Below are 17,537 nucleotides of genomic sequence, written 5' to 3'. Positions count from 1 at the left end.
CTGAATAGGCCTGTCCCTCCATCAGCTCTTGCTCTCAAGATAACGCCGCTTCGCCTCTTCCTGGCGCGCGAAGTCACGCATCATGTTCTGCACCGCGACTTCATCCGAATTATCGGCATAGCGGAATTCACTGTCGGCATAGCGGTTGATTTCCTGCACCACCATGTCAACCGTAATCGGGGTCATAAGCTCCCGTATCATCTGCATCTTTTCATCATATGACCTGAAAAGAAAGCGATCCGGCTCTTCCATCCATTCATCCGGCAATTCGAAATCCATTGCCCGGACCTTGACAGCATCAGTGATGTTTTTGATGGCGCGCCCGGTGAACCGCTCATCCGCCATCTGGATAGCTTTCAGATAGGCGCCGATTTTCGCAATCGTATCAAGTGGCCCAAGCTTTGCGCCGACATCTTCCCATACCTTCACCAGACCGGCCTCATGCGGGCGGGAATGGCCGGCAAAACTGGCCTGCACTGCCTTTTTGATTTCCTGAGCCGCAAAAAGATCATGCTCTCCCAAAGGAATGGAATGGTTCTTCCCCAGAAGCAGCGACAGAATGTCGATATAATCCTCGCGTGTCTGCGGCCCGTCAACCAGAAACCGCGCCCCGGCCCTTTGCCGCAGCGCGTCATCGACATTCTCCGGGTAATTAGAAAACATGCCAAAGGTGCAATTCCCGCGCACCACTGTTCCGGATCCGGCAAAGGTGCCCATGAAAACAGCGGTCACCTCTTGCTGACCGGCACTTGATTGCCGATCACCACGTTTCCCCGCGACCTGATCTATATCGTCAATCGTGCCAAATCCAATTGCCGTAGGATCAAGAATGGTTTCGACAAAGGATTTCGCGTTCTGACCCGATTTTCCCTGATAGGAGTCTATCTGATCAATCGAGAAATTCTGATACCGGAACGGATATCCCGCATTCTGGCAATAATCATTCAATAGCCCTGCCATCATCTGGATCAGCGTGGTCTTCCCGGTGCCGGGCTTGCCATCTCCCATGAAGGTGAAAATAAACCCGCCCAGTTCCGCAAAGGGATTCAACCGGCGCTCAAAATCATAGGCCATCAGCATCTTTGCCAGACGGAGGCTCTGATATTTCGCGATATGATTGCCGACCACCTCATGTGGCTTTTTAAACGCCATGGTGATCTGACCGCCCTTTGCCGCCCGCGCGGGACGGAACCCGGCAATCAGCAACCCATCAGCTTCGACCTTCCAGGACCCGCCGGAATAGGCGGCAAGGCGCGGCGCCGTCTCGGCCCGGAGCGCCACTTTCTGCATCAGTGCTTCTGCAAAAGCCGAAATCACCGCGACAAGTCGAAGATCATCTGTGGCCAGGACAGCAATGTCCTGATCCAGCTCCCACAGCGCCCCCTGCAGCGCGAGCGGCGCATTGTCGGTCAGCACCTCTTCGACCTCGCCAATTTCGACGGTCTGGCTGCCGAGATGCGGCGCGATCAGAAACGCTGTCGCATTGGCGAATGTATAAAGCACCGCAAGCGCCTCGGCCTGAAGCAATTCACCAAATTCCGCGCGCCGCGCCTCTGGAAGCCGGCCTTCGAGATTGCTACGCTTCAGCTCCGCCAGCCCCGATTGCGCCGCAAAGGTCTCGCCCATAGCCAAAGCAATCGCCAGAGACCGCCGGAGCATATTCAGCGCCGCCGCCTGGCCCGGAGAGAGCAGCCCGTCAGAAAGCGCCTCGATCCGATCGAGGATCCGCACGCCCCCCGGCCGCACCGCCGGACGGGCCGCCATCCCCGGCACCGTCGAGCGAAATCGCGGTCGCGCGCCCACTCCCGGCGAGCGCTCAGATGCCGGCGCTGCCTCCTGCGGTTTCGCCAGCCGCGGCGCATGATCGAACCCGGAAACAAGCCCGAGCGCCGCCTCATACTGGCCCCGGATCGCCTCTTCTTTCAGTTCCATCGTATCGCGCGCAACCATCTCTTACCTTCCTGCCGGAACCCCCGGCTTCAACCGCTCATGCCTCCGGCGGGGATATTTAAGGACAGATGAAAAAGCGTCTTTCATCTGTCTCTCAATATCCCGGGGGAGTCCGCGCCGCAGGCGCGGGCGGGGGCAGCGCCCCCTAGCCCGGGATCAGCCTGCCCCCGGCGCCCACCACGAATTTCCGGATTCCCCGCAGGCCCGGCGGGTCCTGTTCGACCAGCACCTGATAGGGGCGCTCCGGCAGCACGATCATCCGTTCTGTCACCGTCGTCCCCGTATCGGCCCCGATCACCGGCGCGAGACGCCAGATCTGCCCGGGCCGCGTCGAGAACCAGCCATCTTTCACCAGCTCCTCACGATCCGAGATCAGATCTTCCAGCGTCCAGACCAGCGCCCAATCCTCGCCTTCCGATGCGCGCGCATCTTCCAGCACATGCGAGATCGGGCCCGATTGCAGCGTGAAGCCCGAGGAATACATCGGCCCCAGCGTGATGCGGCGCAGGCGTTTTGGACAGGCGTCCTCGAAATCCTTGTCAAAGCCGGTGGCCATGGTCACCAGCTTCAGCCCGCCCACGCTCTGCGCCAGCAGCTTTTGCTGGATCCCGGGCCAGCGCCAGGCGTCTTCGGGCAGCGGGCGGCGGCCGGTATCCTCCATCTCCAGCAGATAGACCACCGGCAGGTTAAGCCCGGAATCCCAGACCGCCCAATGGATCAGATAGCGGCGGCGGTCACCGTTTTGCCCCAGCCATTGCGCTTCCGGATCATTCCTCGCGTGAAACAATCCGCCCGCACGCACCGCCTCATAGTAAAGCCGCTGGCTCAGCGCGAACTGGAGCTGCACCGGCACTTTGCGCTCGCCCAGGATGGTGCGGATCATGCGGTCGCGCAGCTCTGCAGCCGAGGCCATGCCCGAGAGATGACGCTCGGCCTGTTGGGCATCGACGGCCATCATCATGAGTTCCTGAACCACCGGAAAGCCGCTTTCATGGCGGTCGATGGTCAGGCGTGGCGCACCTTCGGCAAGGCCTGACATCAGGTATTTATGGCTGAGCGCGCTGAACGTGCCGATCACCCCGTTCAGATAGGCGGCCAGTATCCGTGTCTCGCCCCGGCTGAAGCGGCCTTCTTTCTCGAATTCCGCCGCGATCCTGGCCAGATAGCCGCCGATCCTGCCGAATTTTGCGAAGTATCGCCGCGCCTGGGCGGTATCGTAGATTTCGGCGTGATCGCTGACCAGCGCTTCCCTGACGCTGTTATCAGCCATTCGCGCCTCCATCCTCTCCCCCGGTTGGCCCTCCCGCAGCAGGCCCCGAAACATCGCCGCCGCCCATCAGCACAACCAGCACCGCAACAAGCGCGAGGACACTGCCGGCCCCCAGCACAAAAAGGCCGCTTTCGCCGATATACCATTCGGCCCGGGTCATGTCGTAATGGTCGAGAATCGCGCCCAGCCCGATCATAACGATCCCAAGCGCGATCAATGCCAGTCCTGCCGGGAAGACCCGGCCAGGCAGCCGGATCCCCCTCATCCGCCGTAGCTGCTTTTGTCGTGCTTCTCGACAATCGCAGCAAAGCGGCGGGCGAAGCGTTCATCCGCCTTGGCTTTTTCCTCAAGGATCTTGCGGGCGAAGACCATATTGCCCTCATGCGCCTCAAGCATATCGGCCATTTTCGCATTGGTGGCCGAGCCGATGGCCGCCATGGCCGCCTGGGCTTCCTGATCGGTCTTGACCCCGATCTCATTGATGCGATGCGCGACATCCTGCTGCTGCGCGGTTTTCAGTGACGAAGTCAGCGCGTCATAAAGCACCACGCGCTGGCGGGTATCGGTCTGCAGCTTGTTGATCAGCACCAGCTGGGTCGCGGCCTGGTTGGTCAGGCTATCGACCCAGGTCTTGCCCTTTTCGATATAGCGCTCCAGCGTCTGGCTGCGGGCAAGCTTGACCTGCTCATCCTGGATCAGCGCATTGTGTTTCGCATTCAGCCCGGCAAGTTCGGTCTCAAGCCGGGTCCGCGCCGCTGCATCCATCTCGACCGCGATCCGGTTTTCCAGCTCGATCAGCCCCGGATCCATCGCGGCCACTTCACGGCGCACCGCTTCAAGTTCAGCAACAGTGGTTTCGCGATCGGTCAGGGTCGCGGCAAGATTGGTCTCGACCTTCGCCTTCTGCCCGTTCAGAAGCTCCAGCTGACCCTGCAGCAGCTTTACGATCACATCCGATTTCGAGATCAGATCCTGCAGCTTGTCGTCGATGGTGGCCGAGCGCAGCCGCTCCTGGCGCAGGCTTTCCGATTTTCCCGAGGAAAAGATGCCGACAAAGCTTTCCCAGCCGGTCTTGGTCCGCATTTCGTCGAAATCTTTCGAGAAAGCGGCGGTCACATCGTCAAGCCCCATGATCAGCTCGGCGATATTGGCATTCATCACATCGGTATGTTTGTGCACATCTTCCAGCGTGGCATTTTCCACATCGATCTCGATGCCCTGATCGGCCTTGATCCGTGCGCTTTCAATCACCGATGTGATCGCGGTGATCTTGTCCTGGGCCACCCGGACCTGTTTTTCACTCTCAAGGATCTGAGCTTCAAAATTCGACAATCTGCCCTCCATCAAACAACCGGATCACTCTGCCCCCGATGCCGGGGCCGTCGCGCGAATGCTACGCGTCCGGGCCCGGTTGCGGAAGCAGAAAACAATTAAGACAAGCCAGCTTTCGCTCGTCTGCGACAGGTCGGAATACCCCACCTGCCAGGCTTCCGGGCTGAGAGACCGGATGACACAGCCGGGGCAATGGGGCCGCCCGCAGCTCACTGAAAATAATGAGGCGCCTGGCCATGCCTGGCGCTTCCGGCAGGGCGGGCAGCAGGTCCATTTGCGCGGCCTTGCGTTCTGGCGATGTTCAGGGTTCTGTATATAGCTGCGTGTGACGGAGCATATGCAGGTCTGCGGGCAGATCCCATTGCCATAACCGCATGAAAAATTAGCAAATAATAATAGTGGCCGGAAACCGGAATGATCGACAAGCTGCAGATGTTCATCGCATTGGCGAAAGAACGGCATTTCGGGCGCGCGGCCGAGGCTTGCGGCGTCACCCAGCCCTCGCTGTCTTCTGCGATCCGCCAGCTGGAAGAGACGCTCGGTGTGCAGCTTGTGCATCGTGGTTCGCGCTTTCAGGGGCTGACGCCCGAAGGCAAACGCGTGCTGGAACGCGCGGTGCAGATCGTCGGCGATGTGCGTGCGTTGCGCGATGAAATGCGCGTGGCGCGCTCGGGCCTTTCGGGGCATCTGCGGATCGGGGTGATCCCGACGGCACTGCCGATGGTGGCAGAACTGACCCGCCCTTTCCTTACCCGCCACCCCAATGTTACCCTTTCGGTGCTGTCGAGAACATCGACCGAGATCCTGACCGGGATCGAGAGCCTCGATCTGGATGCCGGCATCACCTATCTCGACAATGAGCCGCTGGGGCGCGTGACCCAGGCGCCGCTCTATCCGGAATTCTACAGGTTCATCTGCACGCCGGGGTCGGATATGGCGGGGCGCGACCGCATCTCCTGGTCCGAAGCCGCGACGCAGCCGCTTTGCCTGCTGACCCAGGACATGCAGAACCGCCGCATTGTCGACCAGAATCTCGCGGCGGCCGGGGGGCTGCGCACGCCAGGCGTCGAAAGCAATTCCTCGATCGTGCTGGTGAGCCATGTGCTGACGGGCAACTGGTGCTCCATCGTCTCGAAACGCCTGGCCGATATCTTTGCCGGCGGCGGCCAGATCGTCACCGTGCCGCTGGTCGAACCCGAAGTCGAACATATGGTCGGCCTGATCTGCGCGCGGCGCGATCCACAAACGCCCGTCATCGCAGCGCTGATTGACGAGGCGCAGAAGTACCGCGCGCGGCGCTGAGATCCGAAAGGCAAAACCAACCAAATCTCTCGAGATTTGATAGGAAAATCCTATCGCATAACGGGCAATATGAATTGATTGACCTATCATAAGGTTTACAAATCAACGGGCCAGCGAAAGGCCCGCATATGCTTGATTCTGTAGACATCGCCGCCCGTGTAGAAGAGATCCTCGCCGCCCATTCGGGCACCGAGGGCGCGCTTTTGCCCATTCTGCATTCGGTGCAGGAAAGCTTTGGTTACGTGCCGGAGGAGGTGCTGCCGCAGATCGCGCGGCACCAGAATATCTCTAAGGCCGAAGCCTATGGCGTGATGACATTCTATCATGATTTCAGGGCCAAACCCGCCGGAACCCATGTGCTGAAGCTGTGTCGTGCCGAAAGCTGCCAGACCATGGGTGCGGACCGTGTGGCGGCCCATGCGAAAGAGACCCTGGGCCTCGACTGGCATGAGACGACACCCGACGGAAAGATCACGCTGGAGCCGATCTTCTGCCTTGGCCTTTGCGCCTGCGGCCCGTCGGCGCTGGTCGACGGCAAAGTGGTTGGCCGCCTGACCGAGGCGAAACTTGACGCTATCGTGAAGGGTATGCGCTGATGAGGATCTGGATCCCCCGCGACGCAAGCGCAAAAGCGCTTGGAGCTGAAGAGGTTGTATCGGCCGTGAAGGCCGAGGCGGCGCGCCGTGGTGTTGAGGTGACGATCACCCGCAACGGATCACGCGGTATGGTCTGGCTGGAACCCCTGGTCGAGGTGGAAACGCCTGAAGGCCGCGTGGCCTTTGGCCCGATGACGCCGGAAGACGTGGCGCAGATTTTCGACGGTGGCGCGCTGGCGCTTGGCCTGACCGAAGACCTGCCCTGGCTCAAGGCGCAGACCCGTCTGACTTTCGCCCGCTGCGGCATCATCGATCCGGTTTCGCTGGATGAATATCGGGCCCATGGCGGCCTCAAAGGCCTGACCCGGGCGCTGGCAATAACCGGCGCCGAAGTTGTTCAGGAAGTGCTGAATTCCGGCCTGCGCGGCCGGGGCGGCGCGGGCTTCCCCACCGGCATCAAATGGAAAACCGTCCATGATGCGCCCATAAAGCCGGAACTGGGCGAGAAGAAATACATCGTCACCAATGCCGACGAAGGCGACTCCGGCACCTTCGCCGACCGCATGATCATGGAAGGCGACCCCTTCACCCTGATCGAAGGCATGATCATTGCCGGGATCGCGGTCGGCGCCACCAAGGGCTTTATCTATTCCCGCTCGGAATATCCGGACGCGAATGAGGTGATGGCGGCTGCCATCGCGGTGGGCCGCGTCGAGGGGCTCCTGGGGCAGAACGTGCTCGGATCGGGCAAGGTGTTCGAGCTGGAACTGCGCGTCGGCGCCGGCGCCTATGTCTGCGGCGAAGAGACCGCCCTGCTGAACAGCCTTGAGGGCAAGCGCGGCACGGTGCGCGCCAAGCCGCCGCTGCCGGCGCTGCAGGGGTTCATGGGCCGCCCGACGGTGGTGAACAACGTCATCTCGCTGGCCTCGGTGCCGGTGATCCTGGCGGAAGGCGCCGAGCATTATGCAAGCTTCGGCATCGGCCGCTCGAAAGGCACCATCCCGCTGCAGATCGCGGGCAATGTCAAACATGGCGGCCTTTTTGAAATCGCCTTTGGTCTGACGCTTGACAAGATCGTCAATGAGATCGGCGGCGGCACGGCGTCCGGTCGCCCGGTCAAGGCGGTGCAGGTTGGCGGCCCGCTGGGCGCCTGGATCCCGGTCAGCCAGTTCGACACGCCTTTCGGCTATGAGGAATATGCCGGCCAGAATGCGCTGATCGGCCATGCCGGTCTGACCGTTGCCGATGACACCGCCGATATGATGGCGATGGCGCGTTTCGCGATGGAATTCTGCGCGATTGAAAGCTGCGGCAAATGCACGCCCTGCCGGATCGGTGCGGTGCGCGGCGTCGAGACGCTTGACCGCATCGCGCGCGGAGACACAGCGGCGATCCCGCTGCTGACGGATCTGTGCGAGACGATGAAATCCGGCTCGCTCTGCGCGCTTGGCGGCTTTACCCCCTACCCGGTGATGTCGGCGCTGACGCATTTCCCGGATGATTTCACGGGCGCCGCCCGCGAGGCCGCCGAATGACCAACGCCCCGATCAGCGGACAGGTTAAGGGGCCCGCCTCTTACTTTCCCTCGATCGAGGCGAAATATGGCCAGCCAATACAACATTGGCTGGACCTCATTGCGACACAAACCGGCCAGCCCCATATGAAGATTGTCGGGTGGCTGAAAGAAAACCACGGTCTTGGCCACGGCCACGCCAATGCGCTTGTTGCTCATGCGCTGAGCCAGAAGGACATATGAGATGAAAGATTTCATCATCCCCGCCCCGATGTTCTCCGACCGCGACATGGGCACGCCCGCGTCGAAGTCGAAGACGCAAGTGACGCTGGAGATCGACGGCTTTGAGGTCACCGTGCCCGAAGGCACTTCGATCATGCGCGCCGCAGCCGAGCTTGGCATCACCGTGCCGAAGCTTTGCGCCACGGATTCCATCGACGCCTTCGGCTCCTGCCGGCTTTGTCTGGTCGAGATCGAGGGTCGCAATGGCACTCCGGCCTCCTGCACCACGCCCGTCGCGCCCGGGATCAAGGTCAAGACCCAGACCGGCAAGCTGAAGCAGCTGCGCAAAGGCGTGATGGAGCTTTATATCTCCGACCACCCGCTGGACTGTCTGACCTGCGGCGCCAATGGCGATTGCGAGCTGCAGGATATGGCCGGTGCCGTGGGCCTGCGCGATGTGCGCTATGAGGCGGAAGCCAATCACTTCCTGGCGAAAAACACTTCGGGCGAGGCCAATATCGACTGGCTGCCGAAGGATGACTCGAACCCCTATTTCTCATACGACCCGTCGAAATGCATCGTCTGCAACCGCTGCGTTCGTGCCTGCGAGGAAGTCCAGGGCACTTTCGCGCTGACCATTGAGGGCCGTGGCTTTGAGAGCCGCGTCCATGCCGGCGTCAAGGATGACAGCTTCCTCGCCTCGGACTGCGTCTCCTGCGGCGCCTGCGTTCAGGCCTGCCCCACCGCGACCCTGATCGAGAAATCGGTGCTCGACATCGGCACGCCGGACAAATCCGTCGTCACCACCTGCGCTTATTGCGGCGTCGGCTGCCAGTTCAAGGCCGAGATGCGCGGCGACGAGCTGGTGCGCATGGTGCCCTATAAGCATGGCAAGGCGAACCGTGGCCATTCCTGCGTCAAGGGCCGCTTTGCTTATGGCTATGCCAGCCACAAGGACCGCATCCTCAGCCCGATGATCCGCGACAGCATCAACGATCCCTGGCAGGAAGTCTCCTGGACCGAAGCGATGGATTTCGCCGCGTCGCGGATGAAGGCGATCCAGGAAAAATATGGCCGTCAGTCGGTCGGCGTGATCACCTCTTCGCGCTGCACCAATGAGGAAACCTACCTCGTTCAGAAACTGACCCGCGCCGTCTTCCAGAACAACAACACCGATACCTGCGCCCGCGTCTGCCATTCGCCGACCGGCTATGGGCTTGGCCAGACCTTCGGCACCTCGGCCGGAACCCAGGATTTCGACTCGGTCGAAGCGGCTGACGTGATCCTCGTAATCGGCGCCAACCCGCATTCCGGCCACCCGGTCTTTGCCAGCCGGATGAAAAAGCGCCTGCGCAAGGGGGCCAAGCTGATCGTCGTCGACCCGCGTCGCACGGAATCGGTCGAAGGCCCGCATTACCGTGCGAAACATCACCTCGCGCTGAAGCCCGGCACCAATGTGGCTGTGGTCACCGCACTGGCGCATGTGATCGTGACCGAGGGTCTTTACAACGAAGAATTCATCCGCACCCGCTGCGACTGGGATGAATTCCAGGACTATATGGAATTCGTCGCCGACCCGCGCCATTCGCCCGAAGCCATCGAGATGCTGACCGGCGTTCCGGCGGCAGAGGTGCGCGGCGCGGCCCGCCTTTACGCCACCGGCGGCAATGCGGCGATCTATTATGGCCTCGGCGTGACCGAGCACAGCCAGGGGTCGACCACCGTGATCGGGATCGCAAACCTCGCGATGCTGACCGGCAATATCGGTCGCCCCGGCGTTGGCGTGAACCCGCTGCGCGGTCAGAACAACGTCCAGGGCTCCTGCGATATGGGCTCGTTCCCGCATGAACTGCCCGGCTATCGCCACGTCAAAAACCCGGAAGTCCGCGCGATCTATGAGACGCTCTGGGATGTGAAGATCGACCCGGAACCCGGTCTGCGGATCCCGAACATGCTGGACGCGGCGGTCGAGGGCACCTTTAAGGGTCTTTATTGCCAGGGCGAAGACATCCTGCAATCCGACCCCGACACCCATCACGTCGCCTCGGGCCTTGCCGCGATGGAATGTGTCGTCGTCCATGACCTCTTCCTGAACGAGACCGCGAATTACGCGCATGTCTTCTTCCCGGGCTCGTCCTTCCTGGAAAAAGACGGCACCTTCACCAATGCCGAACGCCGCATCAATATGGTCCGCAAGGTGATGGCCCCGAAACAGGGCTATGCCGACTGGGAAATCACCCAGATGTTCGCGAACCGCATGCTGGAAGACCAGGGCCGGGCGAAATGGGGCTACACCCACCCCGCCCAGATCATGGAAGAGATCGCCATGACCACGCCGTCTTTCGCCGGTGTGAGCTATGAGAAGATCGAGACCATGGGCTCGGTGCAGTGGCCGGTGAACGACAAGGCGCCGGAAGGCACGCCGCTGGTCCATGTCGACGGTTTCGTGCGCGGCAAGGGCAAGTTCATCCGCACCGAATATGTCGCGACCGATGAAAAGACCGGGCCGAAATTCCCGCTCTTGCTGACCACCGGCCGCATCCTCAGCCAGTATAACGTCGGCGCGCAGACGCGGCGCACCGACAACACCGCCTGGCACCCCGAGGATATGCTGGAAATCCACCCGCATGACGCCGAAAACCGGGGCATCCGCAATGGGGACTGGGTGCGGCTTGCATCGCGCGCCGGTGTGACCTCGCTCAGGGCCGACATCACCGACAAAGTCTCGCCGGGCGTGGTCTATACCACCTTCCACCATCCCGACACTCAGGCTAACGTCATCACCACCGATTTCTCGGACTGGGCGACAAACTGCCCGGAATATAAGGTGACGGCGGTGCAGGTCAGCCCCTCGAACGGGCCATCGGACTGGCAGGAAGAGTATAACGCTCAGGCTACCCTGTCGCGTCGGATCCTGCCTGCCGCAGAGTAAGGGCGGAGCGGAAATGACCATCGGAGCGAAACCGGTTCCGCGCCTCTTCTTCGGGGCGCGGGAGGGTGGGGATACCATCGAACAGGGCAATCGCACCCTGCCGCAGGAATTTGCGGTGGCCTTGTCGTTCAATGGCACGACACAGGCCGTGATGATGGCGACCCCCGATGATCTGGTTGATTTCGCTTATGGTTTCGCGCTGACCGAAGGCATAGCCCGCCCACATGAGGTCGAAGAGATCACCGTGGTCGAAGGTGAGCGCGGCATCGATGTGCAGTCCTGGCTGGTCCCGGAGGCCGAGGCGCGGCTGGCCAAACGCCGCCGCACCATGGCAGGCCCTGTCGGCTGCGGGTTGTGCGGTATCGACAGCATCAACGAGGCGCTGCGCGACCTGCCCCCCGTGCCGCCCTCTCCCTTCCGCATGACCCCCGCTCAGGTGCGCGAGGCCATTGCAGCCCTGCCCGCGCATCAGCCGCTCCATGATATCACCCGCGCCGCCCATTGTGCCGCTTACTGGGTGCCGGGCGGGCTTTTCGCGGCGCGCGAAGATGTCGGAAGGCATAATGCACTCGACAAACTCGCGGGTCATCTGATCCGCCACGATCATCCCGAAGGCGCGGTGGTCCTGACCAGCCGCGTCTCGACCGATATGGTGCAGAAGGTCGCGGCCATCGGCGCCGGGATGCTGATCGCGGTCTCGGCCCCGACCGCTGATGCCGTGGCGCTGGCCGACCATCTCGGCATCACTGTAATCGCGCTCGCCCGCCCGGAGCGGTTCGAGCTTTTCACCCATTCTGACCGCATCGTGACGGAGCAATCCCATGCAAACTGACGGCATCAACCCGAAAATCACGCGCATGGCCAACCAGATCGCCATGTTCATGGAGAGCAAGCCCGAGGCCGAAGGCATCGAGGGTCTTTCCAGCCATATCAATGACTTCTGGGAACCCCGGATGCGCCGCCAGTTCTTTCAGCTGATCGACGCCGGTGGCGAGGGCCTGCGCCCGCTGGTGATCAAGGCCTCTGAAAAGATCCGCCGCCCCGATCCGGCCTGACCGCGTTCAGGCGGTGGCCCGGGTTGCAATCCAGGCCACCGCCAGCACATGCCCGGCGCAGAGGGTGATGCGCCCTTCAATCTCTGCACCCCTCTCAAAGGGCGCAACCGCCCCGCGAAATCGCGCCCGGAACCCCTCGCCCGTGATCATCACCGCCAGCATCTCCGGCCCGAAAAGCCGGCGCGTCAGCGGATATTGCGCCTTGTAAGCCGCCTCTTTTGCACAGAACACCAGCAGCCCCGGATCCCCGTCTGCAACGACCCGGTCCTCAGGCCCCGTCACCAGCGCCGCAACTGCGGGGTCAAGGGGGCGCAGCGGTTCCAGATCCAGACCGAGACCCGCAAGACCGGTCGAGACCGCCGCGATACAGGCCAGATCAGAATGGCTGATGGAACCCGCAAGGCCAAAAGGCCAGACCGGCGCCCGGTCCGGCGCCTTTGGAACCGCGACCGGCTGCAGCCCTGCCGCACCCATCGCAAGCCGTGCCGCCTGACGCCCGGCGGAAAACTCGGCCAGGCGCCGTGGCACCATGCCCTGGCCCTCCTCACCCTGCCATAGCGGCCAGGTGCGCCGCGGATCGGCAGAGGCGGTAAAGCACCCCGCCGGCAGCAATTCCGCCGCCCGCGCCGCCAGGGTCCCGCCCGCGTCAGGCATCCATGCCCCGCCGCGCCAGCCGCATCGCCCTCCGCCGCGCCATGGCCTCGTCAAGCCCGGTCGCAACCGCCACGGGAGCAGGCGAGACCTGAACCGGAGCCACAGCCGCCACCAGGGCTGAAGCGGGCGCAAAAACCGGCGCCCGCACGGGCACAACCGCAGCCGGTGCACCGCCCGAGATATGCGCAACCAAAGCGTCGAGCACCGGGAAGCGGAAGATATCGGTGATCGAGACCTTCACCTGCGGCAGGCGCTCGCGAATCTCGCGATGGGTCTGAACCGCCAGAAGCGAATGGCCGCCAAGCGCGAAGAAATTGTCCTTCGGCCCGACCCGCGCCACCCCCAGCACCCGCGCCCAGATCTTCGCGATCTCAGTGCCGAGCGCCGGTCCATTTGCGGCGCCATTTGCGGGGCCAGTCGCCGGGCCAGTCACGGGGCCCACCCCGCCCCGCCCGACGCCAGGCTGCGACGGCGCGACAGCAAACGCCACCACAGGCGCCAGGGCCTCCGGCGCTGCTGGCCCGGTGTCGGGCAAGAAGCGGATCGGTGCCGGCAGCGCCTTACGGTCAACCTTGCGGTTCGGTGTCAGCGGGAAGCGTTCCACCGCAACATAATGCGCAGGCCTCATATGGTCCGGCAGCTCCCGCGCCAGCGCCGCGCGCAGTCCCGCCTCACCCGCAGCGCCGCTGATATAGACCACCAGCCGCAGATCACCCGGCTGATCTTCCCGCACCATCACCACCGCCTGGGTCACCCCCGGCTGCGCCTCAAGCACCGCCTCGATTTCCCCCAGCTCGATCCGGTAGCCGCGCAGCTTCACCTGGGCGTCGGCCCGTCCGATATAATCGACCCGCCCATCGGGGCGCAGCCGGACGAGGTCTCCGGTCTGATACATCCGCCCCGCCGCCCCTGGTCCGGGATGGAACGGGTTTTCGACAAAGCGCTCCGCCGTCAGGTCAGGCCGCTGCCAATAGCCCCGGGTCACACCCTCGCCGCCGATCCAGAGCTCACCCTCGACGCCTGGCGGCACGGGCCTGCGCGCGCCGTCCAGCACGTAAAGCTGCTGGTTCGCAAGCGGCGTCCCGATATTCACCACCGGCTCCGGCGCAAGAACCTCCTCCACCGAAGACCAGATCGTCGTTTCCGTCGGGCCATACATGTTCAGAAGCCGCCCCACCCCGGCTGCTTTCAGCTCGGCCGCCAGCGCGCCCGGCAAGGCCTCACCGCCAACCATCATCGTCCGGACACCCGCAAGCGCGCGGCGGCTCTCATCATCCATCAGGATCATCCGCGCCATTGAAGGCGTGCATTGCAGATGCGTAACCCCATGACGGTGGATCTGCGCCGCGATCGAGAAATCATCCGGCGCCGGCCCGCCCTGATTGGCCAGCCGCACAACCTCTGCCAAAGGCTTCAGCCCCTCCAGCACCACCTCCGGCGCGATGCCGTAATCGACAAGGCAGGCCACCTCGTCCACGCCAATCGCCTTCAGCGCCTCCACCCGGTCCAGCGCATCCCCGACCGTGCCGAACAGGCCCGACTCGTCGAAATAGCGCTGGAAAGCGAAATCGAGGATCGCCTCATTCTCCTCTGCCGACAAAGCCGCGAGGTCAATATCCATAGGATTGGCCGCGCCCGCAGGTTTCTTGAAGGCCGGGAAGGCCCAGGCATATTGCTTCACCAACGCCGCCGCCGAGGCGAGATAGGATTTCATCGGCGCTTCGGCGACAGCCCGCGCCTCCTCCCGCGTGGCCGCGATATAGGAATGCAGCATCAGCGTGACGGTGAAATCGGCCGGATCATGGCCGGCCTCGCGCAGCGCGCCATGGTAAAGGGCAATCTTTTCCGCAACTTCGGAAATCGACTGGCCCAGAAGATGGGTCAGCACATTGGCCCCGGCGCGGCCCGCCTCGGCCCAGGTTTCCGGGTTGCCGGCGGTCGTCACCCAGACCGGCAGCTCTGCAGACACCGGTCGCGGCTGGGTCTTTACCGTAAAAGTCGTACCATCCGCTTTGGGGAAATCCACACCCTCGCCGCGCCACAGCGCCCGCACATCCCTGATCGCCTGGAACATCGCCGCCTTGTTTTTCGGCGGCGCATTTTCCGGGCGCAGCACGAAATCATCCGGGTGCCAGCCCGATGCAAAGGCGAGCCCCGCCCGCCCTGCGGTCAGATTGTCGATCACCGCCCATTCCTCGGCGATCCGGGCGGGATGATGCAGCGGCGCCACCACCGACCCCGCCCTGACCCCGATATTCGTGGTCACCGCCGCCACCGCGGCGCCGGTCACGCTCGGGTTCGGATAGGGGCCACCAAAGGCGTGGAAATGCCGCTCCGGCGTCCAGACGGCGCAGAACCCATGCTGATCGGCAAAACGCGCGCCATCCAGCAAAAGCTGGTATTTCTTCGGCCCCGGCCCGTCATCATTGCCCCAGTAATACAGCGAGAAATCCATCGCCCTTACCGAGGTGATCGGCGCGCCCGACACAAGCGCCCGGTTCTCATCCGAGGAAATCACCACTTTGAACCCGCGCGCGAGTGTCCAGAACAGCTCGAGCACCGAGATGTCGAAAGACAGCGAGGTCACCGCGAGCCAGACCCCAGGCTCAGGCCCGATCCGCTGATCCATGCCGGTGAAGAAATTCGCAACATTCCTGTGTTCGACCTGCACCCCTTTGGGCCGCCCCGTCGAACCCGAGGTATAGATCATATAGGCGACATCTTCGGGCCGCGCGCCGCTCTCCGGATTGGTTTCGGGGGCCAGGGCAAGGCGCGGGTCCTGGTCCAGCACCAGCTTCTCCACCCCTGCGGGCAGACCTGCCGCCAGATCCGATTGCGTCACGATCACCGGGGCACCGCTGTCTTCCGCGAACAAAGCCAGGCGCTCGGCCGGATAGGCCGGATCCATCGGCACATAGGCGCCACCCGCCTTCAGGATCGCAAGCGCGCCGGCCACCAGATCGACGCTGCGCCGGGCAGACAGCCCGACCAGCACGCCCGGCCCGACCCCCATCTCGCGCAACACATGCGCCGCCCGATTGGCCCGCGCATTCAGCGCGGCATAGCTGAACTCCTCGCCCTCAAAGGCCAGCGCCGGTGCATCGGGTGTCCGCGCCACCTGCGCCTCAAAGGCAGTATGAACCAGGATCGCGCGGTCATGGTCTACCGCCGTCTGGTTGAAGTCCTTGATCACAAGGTCATATTCCGCAGGCGTCAGCGCCGGCAGATCCGCAAGACGCAGATCTGCGGCTGCGGCAACCACCCGCGTAACCTCACCCGCCAGCCAGTCGATCCGCAAAGCCAGCGCCTGTGCCGCCGCCTCATCCAGCCGCGCCGCATTCCAGAGCACCGCCTCCGGCGTCAGCACCAGCCCCGCCCCCGGAACCGGCTCTGCCTCAGACAATGCGACCGGTGGCACCGCCACGCCCAGGAGCGCCGCATCCCGCGCCATCAGATCCAGCGGCCAGCCGGTCGCCGGTCGCGCCAGAGCCGCCTCGACCGAGGCCAGCGCCGCCGTCACCGTCTCACCGGCGGCCCCGCCACCCGCGCGCAAAGGCTCCCAGGCCGCGATATATCCGGCGCGGCCCTTAGCCGCCCTCGCGAAATCGCCGGCGGTGGTTCCGGTCGCGCGGAGGCCGGCCAGCGCAAGTTCCCCCAGACCGTGCCGGCGCCCGAACGGGATCCGGTGCCACTCAGCCGCGCCGCCTTGTTCTGCCCGCAACACCATAGACGACACCACCGGCAGCGCCACCGGATGCAGCGCCAGAAGCGCCGCCCGGAGCCGCGCCTCCTGCGGCGCAACCGCTGCAAGCTCCGCCGTCAGCACCTCCGCCTCCGTCGCAGCGAGGAGCGGCAGGGAAGCCGCTTTCACCACATCTGCCGCCACCGCCCGGCCCGAGCCCTGGCAGCTCAGCCGGTCAAGCCGCACCGCCCCCTCACCGCAGGCCACCACCAGCCCCTCCGGCCCGGCATGCAGCACCGCGCCCGGCGCGCCCCCCCCCGCTGCCAGTCCGGCCGAACCGACATTCAGCACCTCAGACCCGGTGTCAATTTTTGCCGTTGTCAGCGGATTCCAGTAGCGCCCGTGATCAAGGCCACGGACCAGACGCACCACCTCGGTCGCAGGCCGCGCAAAATCGATCCGCCCCATCGCCGCCGGCCGATCCGCGCCGCGATGCATCACGCCGCCCCCCGCCGCTTGCGCACGCGGCTCCGCACCGCTTTCCAGCGCCGCCATCACCTCGGGGAAACTGTCGAGCCCTTCCTCGAAACAGCGCGTGTTCAGCGTCAGCGCCGTTTCATCGGTGTCGAGGTCAAAGCGGCGCTCCGCAAAGATGCGACCCTGATCGATGCCACCCTCGATCATATGCCAGGTCACGCCATGCCGCGCCTCACCCGCGAGGATCGCCCAGACCGGCGCATTCAGCCCGGCATGATCGGGCAAGGGTCCGTCATGGAAATTCACCGCACCCGCTGACGCCCGTCCCAGCACCCCGGGCCCCAGCAGCCGCAGATTGGCGACCGACAGGATCCACTCCGCCTCCGGTAAATCTTCCGGATCGCAAAGCATCAGCCCCGCCCCCAGCGCCCAGTCCCTGACCTGCCCCGCCTCACTGACCACCGCGACGATCCGATGCCCGCGCGCCAGCCAGAGCGCGCCACATTCGCGCGTCAGCGTCTCATTGCCGATCAGAATGGCGGTCAGGCTCAT

Annotated in this window: 13 protein-coding genes; 7 read left to right on the top strand and 6 right to left on the bottom strand. The window is 63.7% G+C overall.

Annotated elements, in window-relative coordinates; all coding sequences use genetic code 11:
• Nucleotides 1–21: 21 nt before the first annotated feature.
• The 4 genes from BLW25_RS02670 to BLW25_RS02655 form a co-directional block, all read right to left on the bottom strand.
• Nucleotides 22–1,950, bottom strand: coding sequence for an AAA family ATPase (locus tag BLW25_RS02670; RefSeq protein WP_092896085.1), 1,929 nt, complete (start codon nucleotides 1,948–1,950; stop codon nucleotides 22–24).
• 145 nt (nucleotides 1,951–2,095) lie between these two features.
• Nucleotides 2,096–3,220: a hypothetical protein gene (locus BLW25_RS02665; protein ID WP_092896083.1), complete on the bottom strand. Its 1,125-nt coding sequence runs from the start codon at nucleotides 3,218–3,220 to the stop codon at nucleotides 2,096–2,098.
• The gene (locus BLW25_RS02660) at nucleotides 3,213–3,485 is read right to left on the bottom strand and encodes a hypothetical protein (protein WP_092896081.1); all 273 of its coding nucleotides are present in this window, start codon (nucleotides 3,483–3,485) and stop codon (nucleotides 3,213–3,215) included. The genes BLW25_RS02665 and BLW25_RS02660 overlap by 8 nt, the downstream gene beginning before the upstream one ends.
• Nucleotides 3,482–4,564, bottom strand: a complete 1,083-nt coding sequence (locus BLW25_RS02655) for a hypothetical protein (protein ID WP_092896079.1) — start codon at nucleotides 4,562–4,564, stop codon at nucleotides 3,482–3,484. The genes BLW25_RS02660 and BLW25_RS02655 overlap by 4 nt, the downstream gene beginning before the upstream one ends.
• Nucleotides 4,565–4,966: 402 nt before the next feature.
• Between BLW25_RS02655 and BLW25_RS02650 the strand changes: the two genes are divergently transcribed.
• The 7 genes from BLW25_RS02650 (at nucleotide 4,967) to BLW25_RS02620 (ending at nucleotide 12,172) form a co-directional block, all read left to right on the top strand.
• Nucleotides 4,967–5,854 carry a LysR family transcriptional regulator gene (locus tag BLW25_RS02650; protein ID WP_092896077.1) on the top strand — a complete coding sequence of 296 codons (888 nt, stop codon included), beginning with the start codon at nucleotides 4,967–4,969 and terminating at the stop codon, nucleotides 5,852–5,854.
• A gap of 128 nt (nucleotides 5,855–5,982) precedes the next feature.
• Complete coding sequence (locus BLW25_RS02645; RefSeq protein ID WP_092896075.1) at nucleotides 5,983–6,450, top strand: formate dehydrogenase subunit gamma; 468 nt, start codon at nucleotides 5,983–5,985, stop codon at nucleotides 6,448–6,450.
• The gene (locus BLW25_RS02640) at nucleotides 6,450–7,985 is read left to right on the top strand and encodes a formate dehydrogenase beta subunit (protein WP_092896073.1); all 1,536 of its coding nucleotides are present in this window, start codon (nucleotides 6,450–6,452) and stop codon (nucleotides 7,983–7,985) included. Before BLW25_RS02645 ends, BLW25_RS02640 begins: the two co-directional genes overlap by 1 nt.
• Complete coding sequence (locus BLW25_RS02635; RefSeq protein ID WP_092896071.1) at nucleotides 7,982–8,206, top strand: DUF4287 domain-containing protein; 225 nt, start codon at nucleotides 7,982–7,984, stop codon at nucleotides 8,204–8,206. The genes BLW25_RS02640 and BLW25_RS02635 overlap by 4 nt, the downstream gene beginning before the upstream one ends.
• A gap of 1 nt (nucleotide 8,207) precedes the next feature.
• The gene (fdhF, locus tag BLW25_RS02630) at nucleotides 8,208–11,117 is read left to right on the top strand and encodes a formate dehydrogenase subunit alpha (protein ID WP_092896069.1); all 2,910 of its coding nucleotides are present in this window, start codon (nucleotides 8,208–8,210) and stop codon (nucleotides 11,115–11,117) included.
• Between the two features lie 13 nt (nucleotides 11,118–11,130).
• Nucleotides 11,131–11,949 (top strand): formate dehydrogenase accessory sulfurtransferase FdhD, encoded by an 819-nt coding sequence (gene fdhD, locus BLW25_RS02625; RefSeq protein ID WP_092896067.1) that lies wholly within the window; start codon nucleotides 11,131–11,133, stop codon nucleotides 11,947–11,949.
• Nucleotides 11,939–12,172 (top strand): formate dehydrogenase subunit delta, encoded by a 234-nt coding sequence (locus tag BLW25_RS02620; RefSeq protein WP_249498833.1) that lies wholly within the window; start codon nucleotides 11,939–11,941, stop codon nucleotides 12,170–12,172. Before fdhD ends, BLW25_RS02620 begins: the two co-directional genes overlap by 11 nt.
• Nucleotides 12,173–12,178: 6 nt before the next feature.
• Here the strand turns inward: BLW25_RS02620 and BLW25_RS02615 are convergent, their stop codons facing one another.
• A complete protein-coding gene (locus BLW25_RS02615; protein ID WP_092896065.1) occupies nucleotides 12,179–12,826 on the bottom strand; it encodes a 4'-phosphopantetheinyl transferase family protein in 648 nt (215 codons plus the stop codon).
• Nucleotides 12,819–17,537, bottom strand: a complete 4,719-nt coding sequence (locus BLW25_RS02610; RefSeq protein WP_092896063.1) for a MupA/Atu3671 family FMN-dependent luciferase-like monooxygenase — start codon at nucleotides 17,535–17,537, stop codon at nucleotides 12,819–12,821. Before BLW25_RS02610 ends, BLW25_RS02615 begins: the two co-directional genes overlap by 8 nt.

The organism is Rhodobacter sp. 24-YEA-8, from assembly GCF_900105075.1.
GTDB lineage: Bacteria > Pseudomonadota > Alphaproteobacteria > Rhodobacterales > Rhodobacteraceae > Pseudogemmobacter.
Note: the sequence above shows the minus strand (reverse complement) of the source record. Positions and strands in the feature narration are given on the sequence as shown.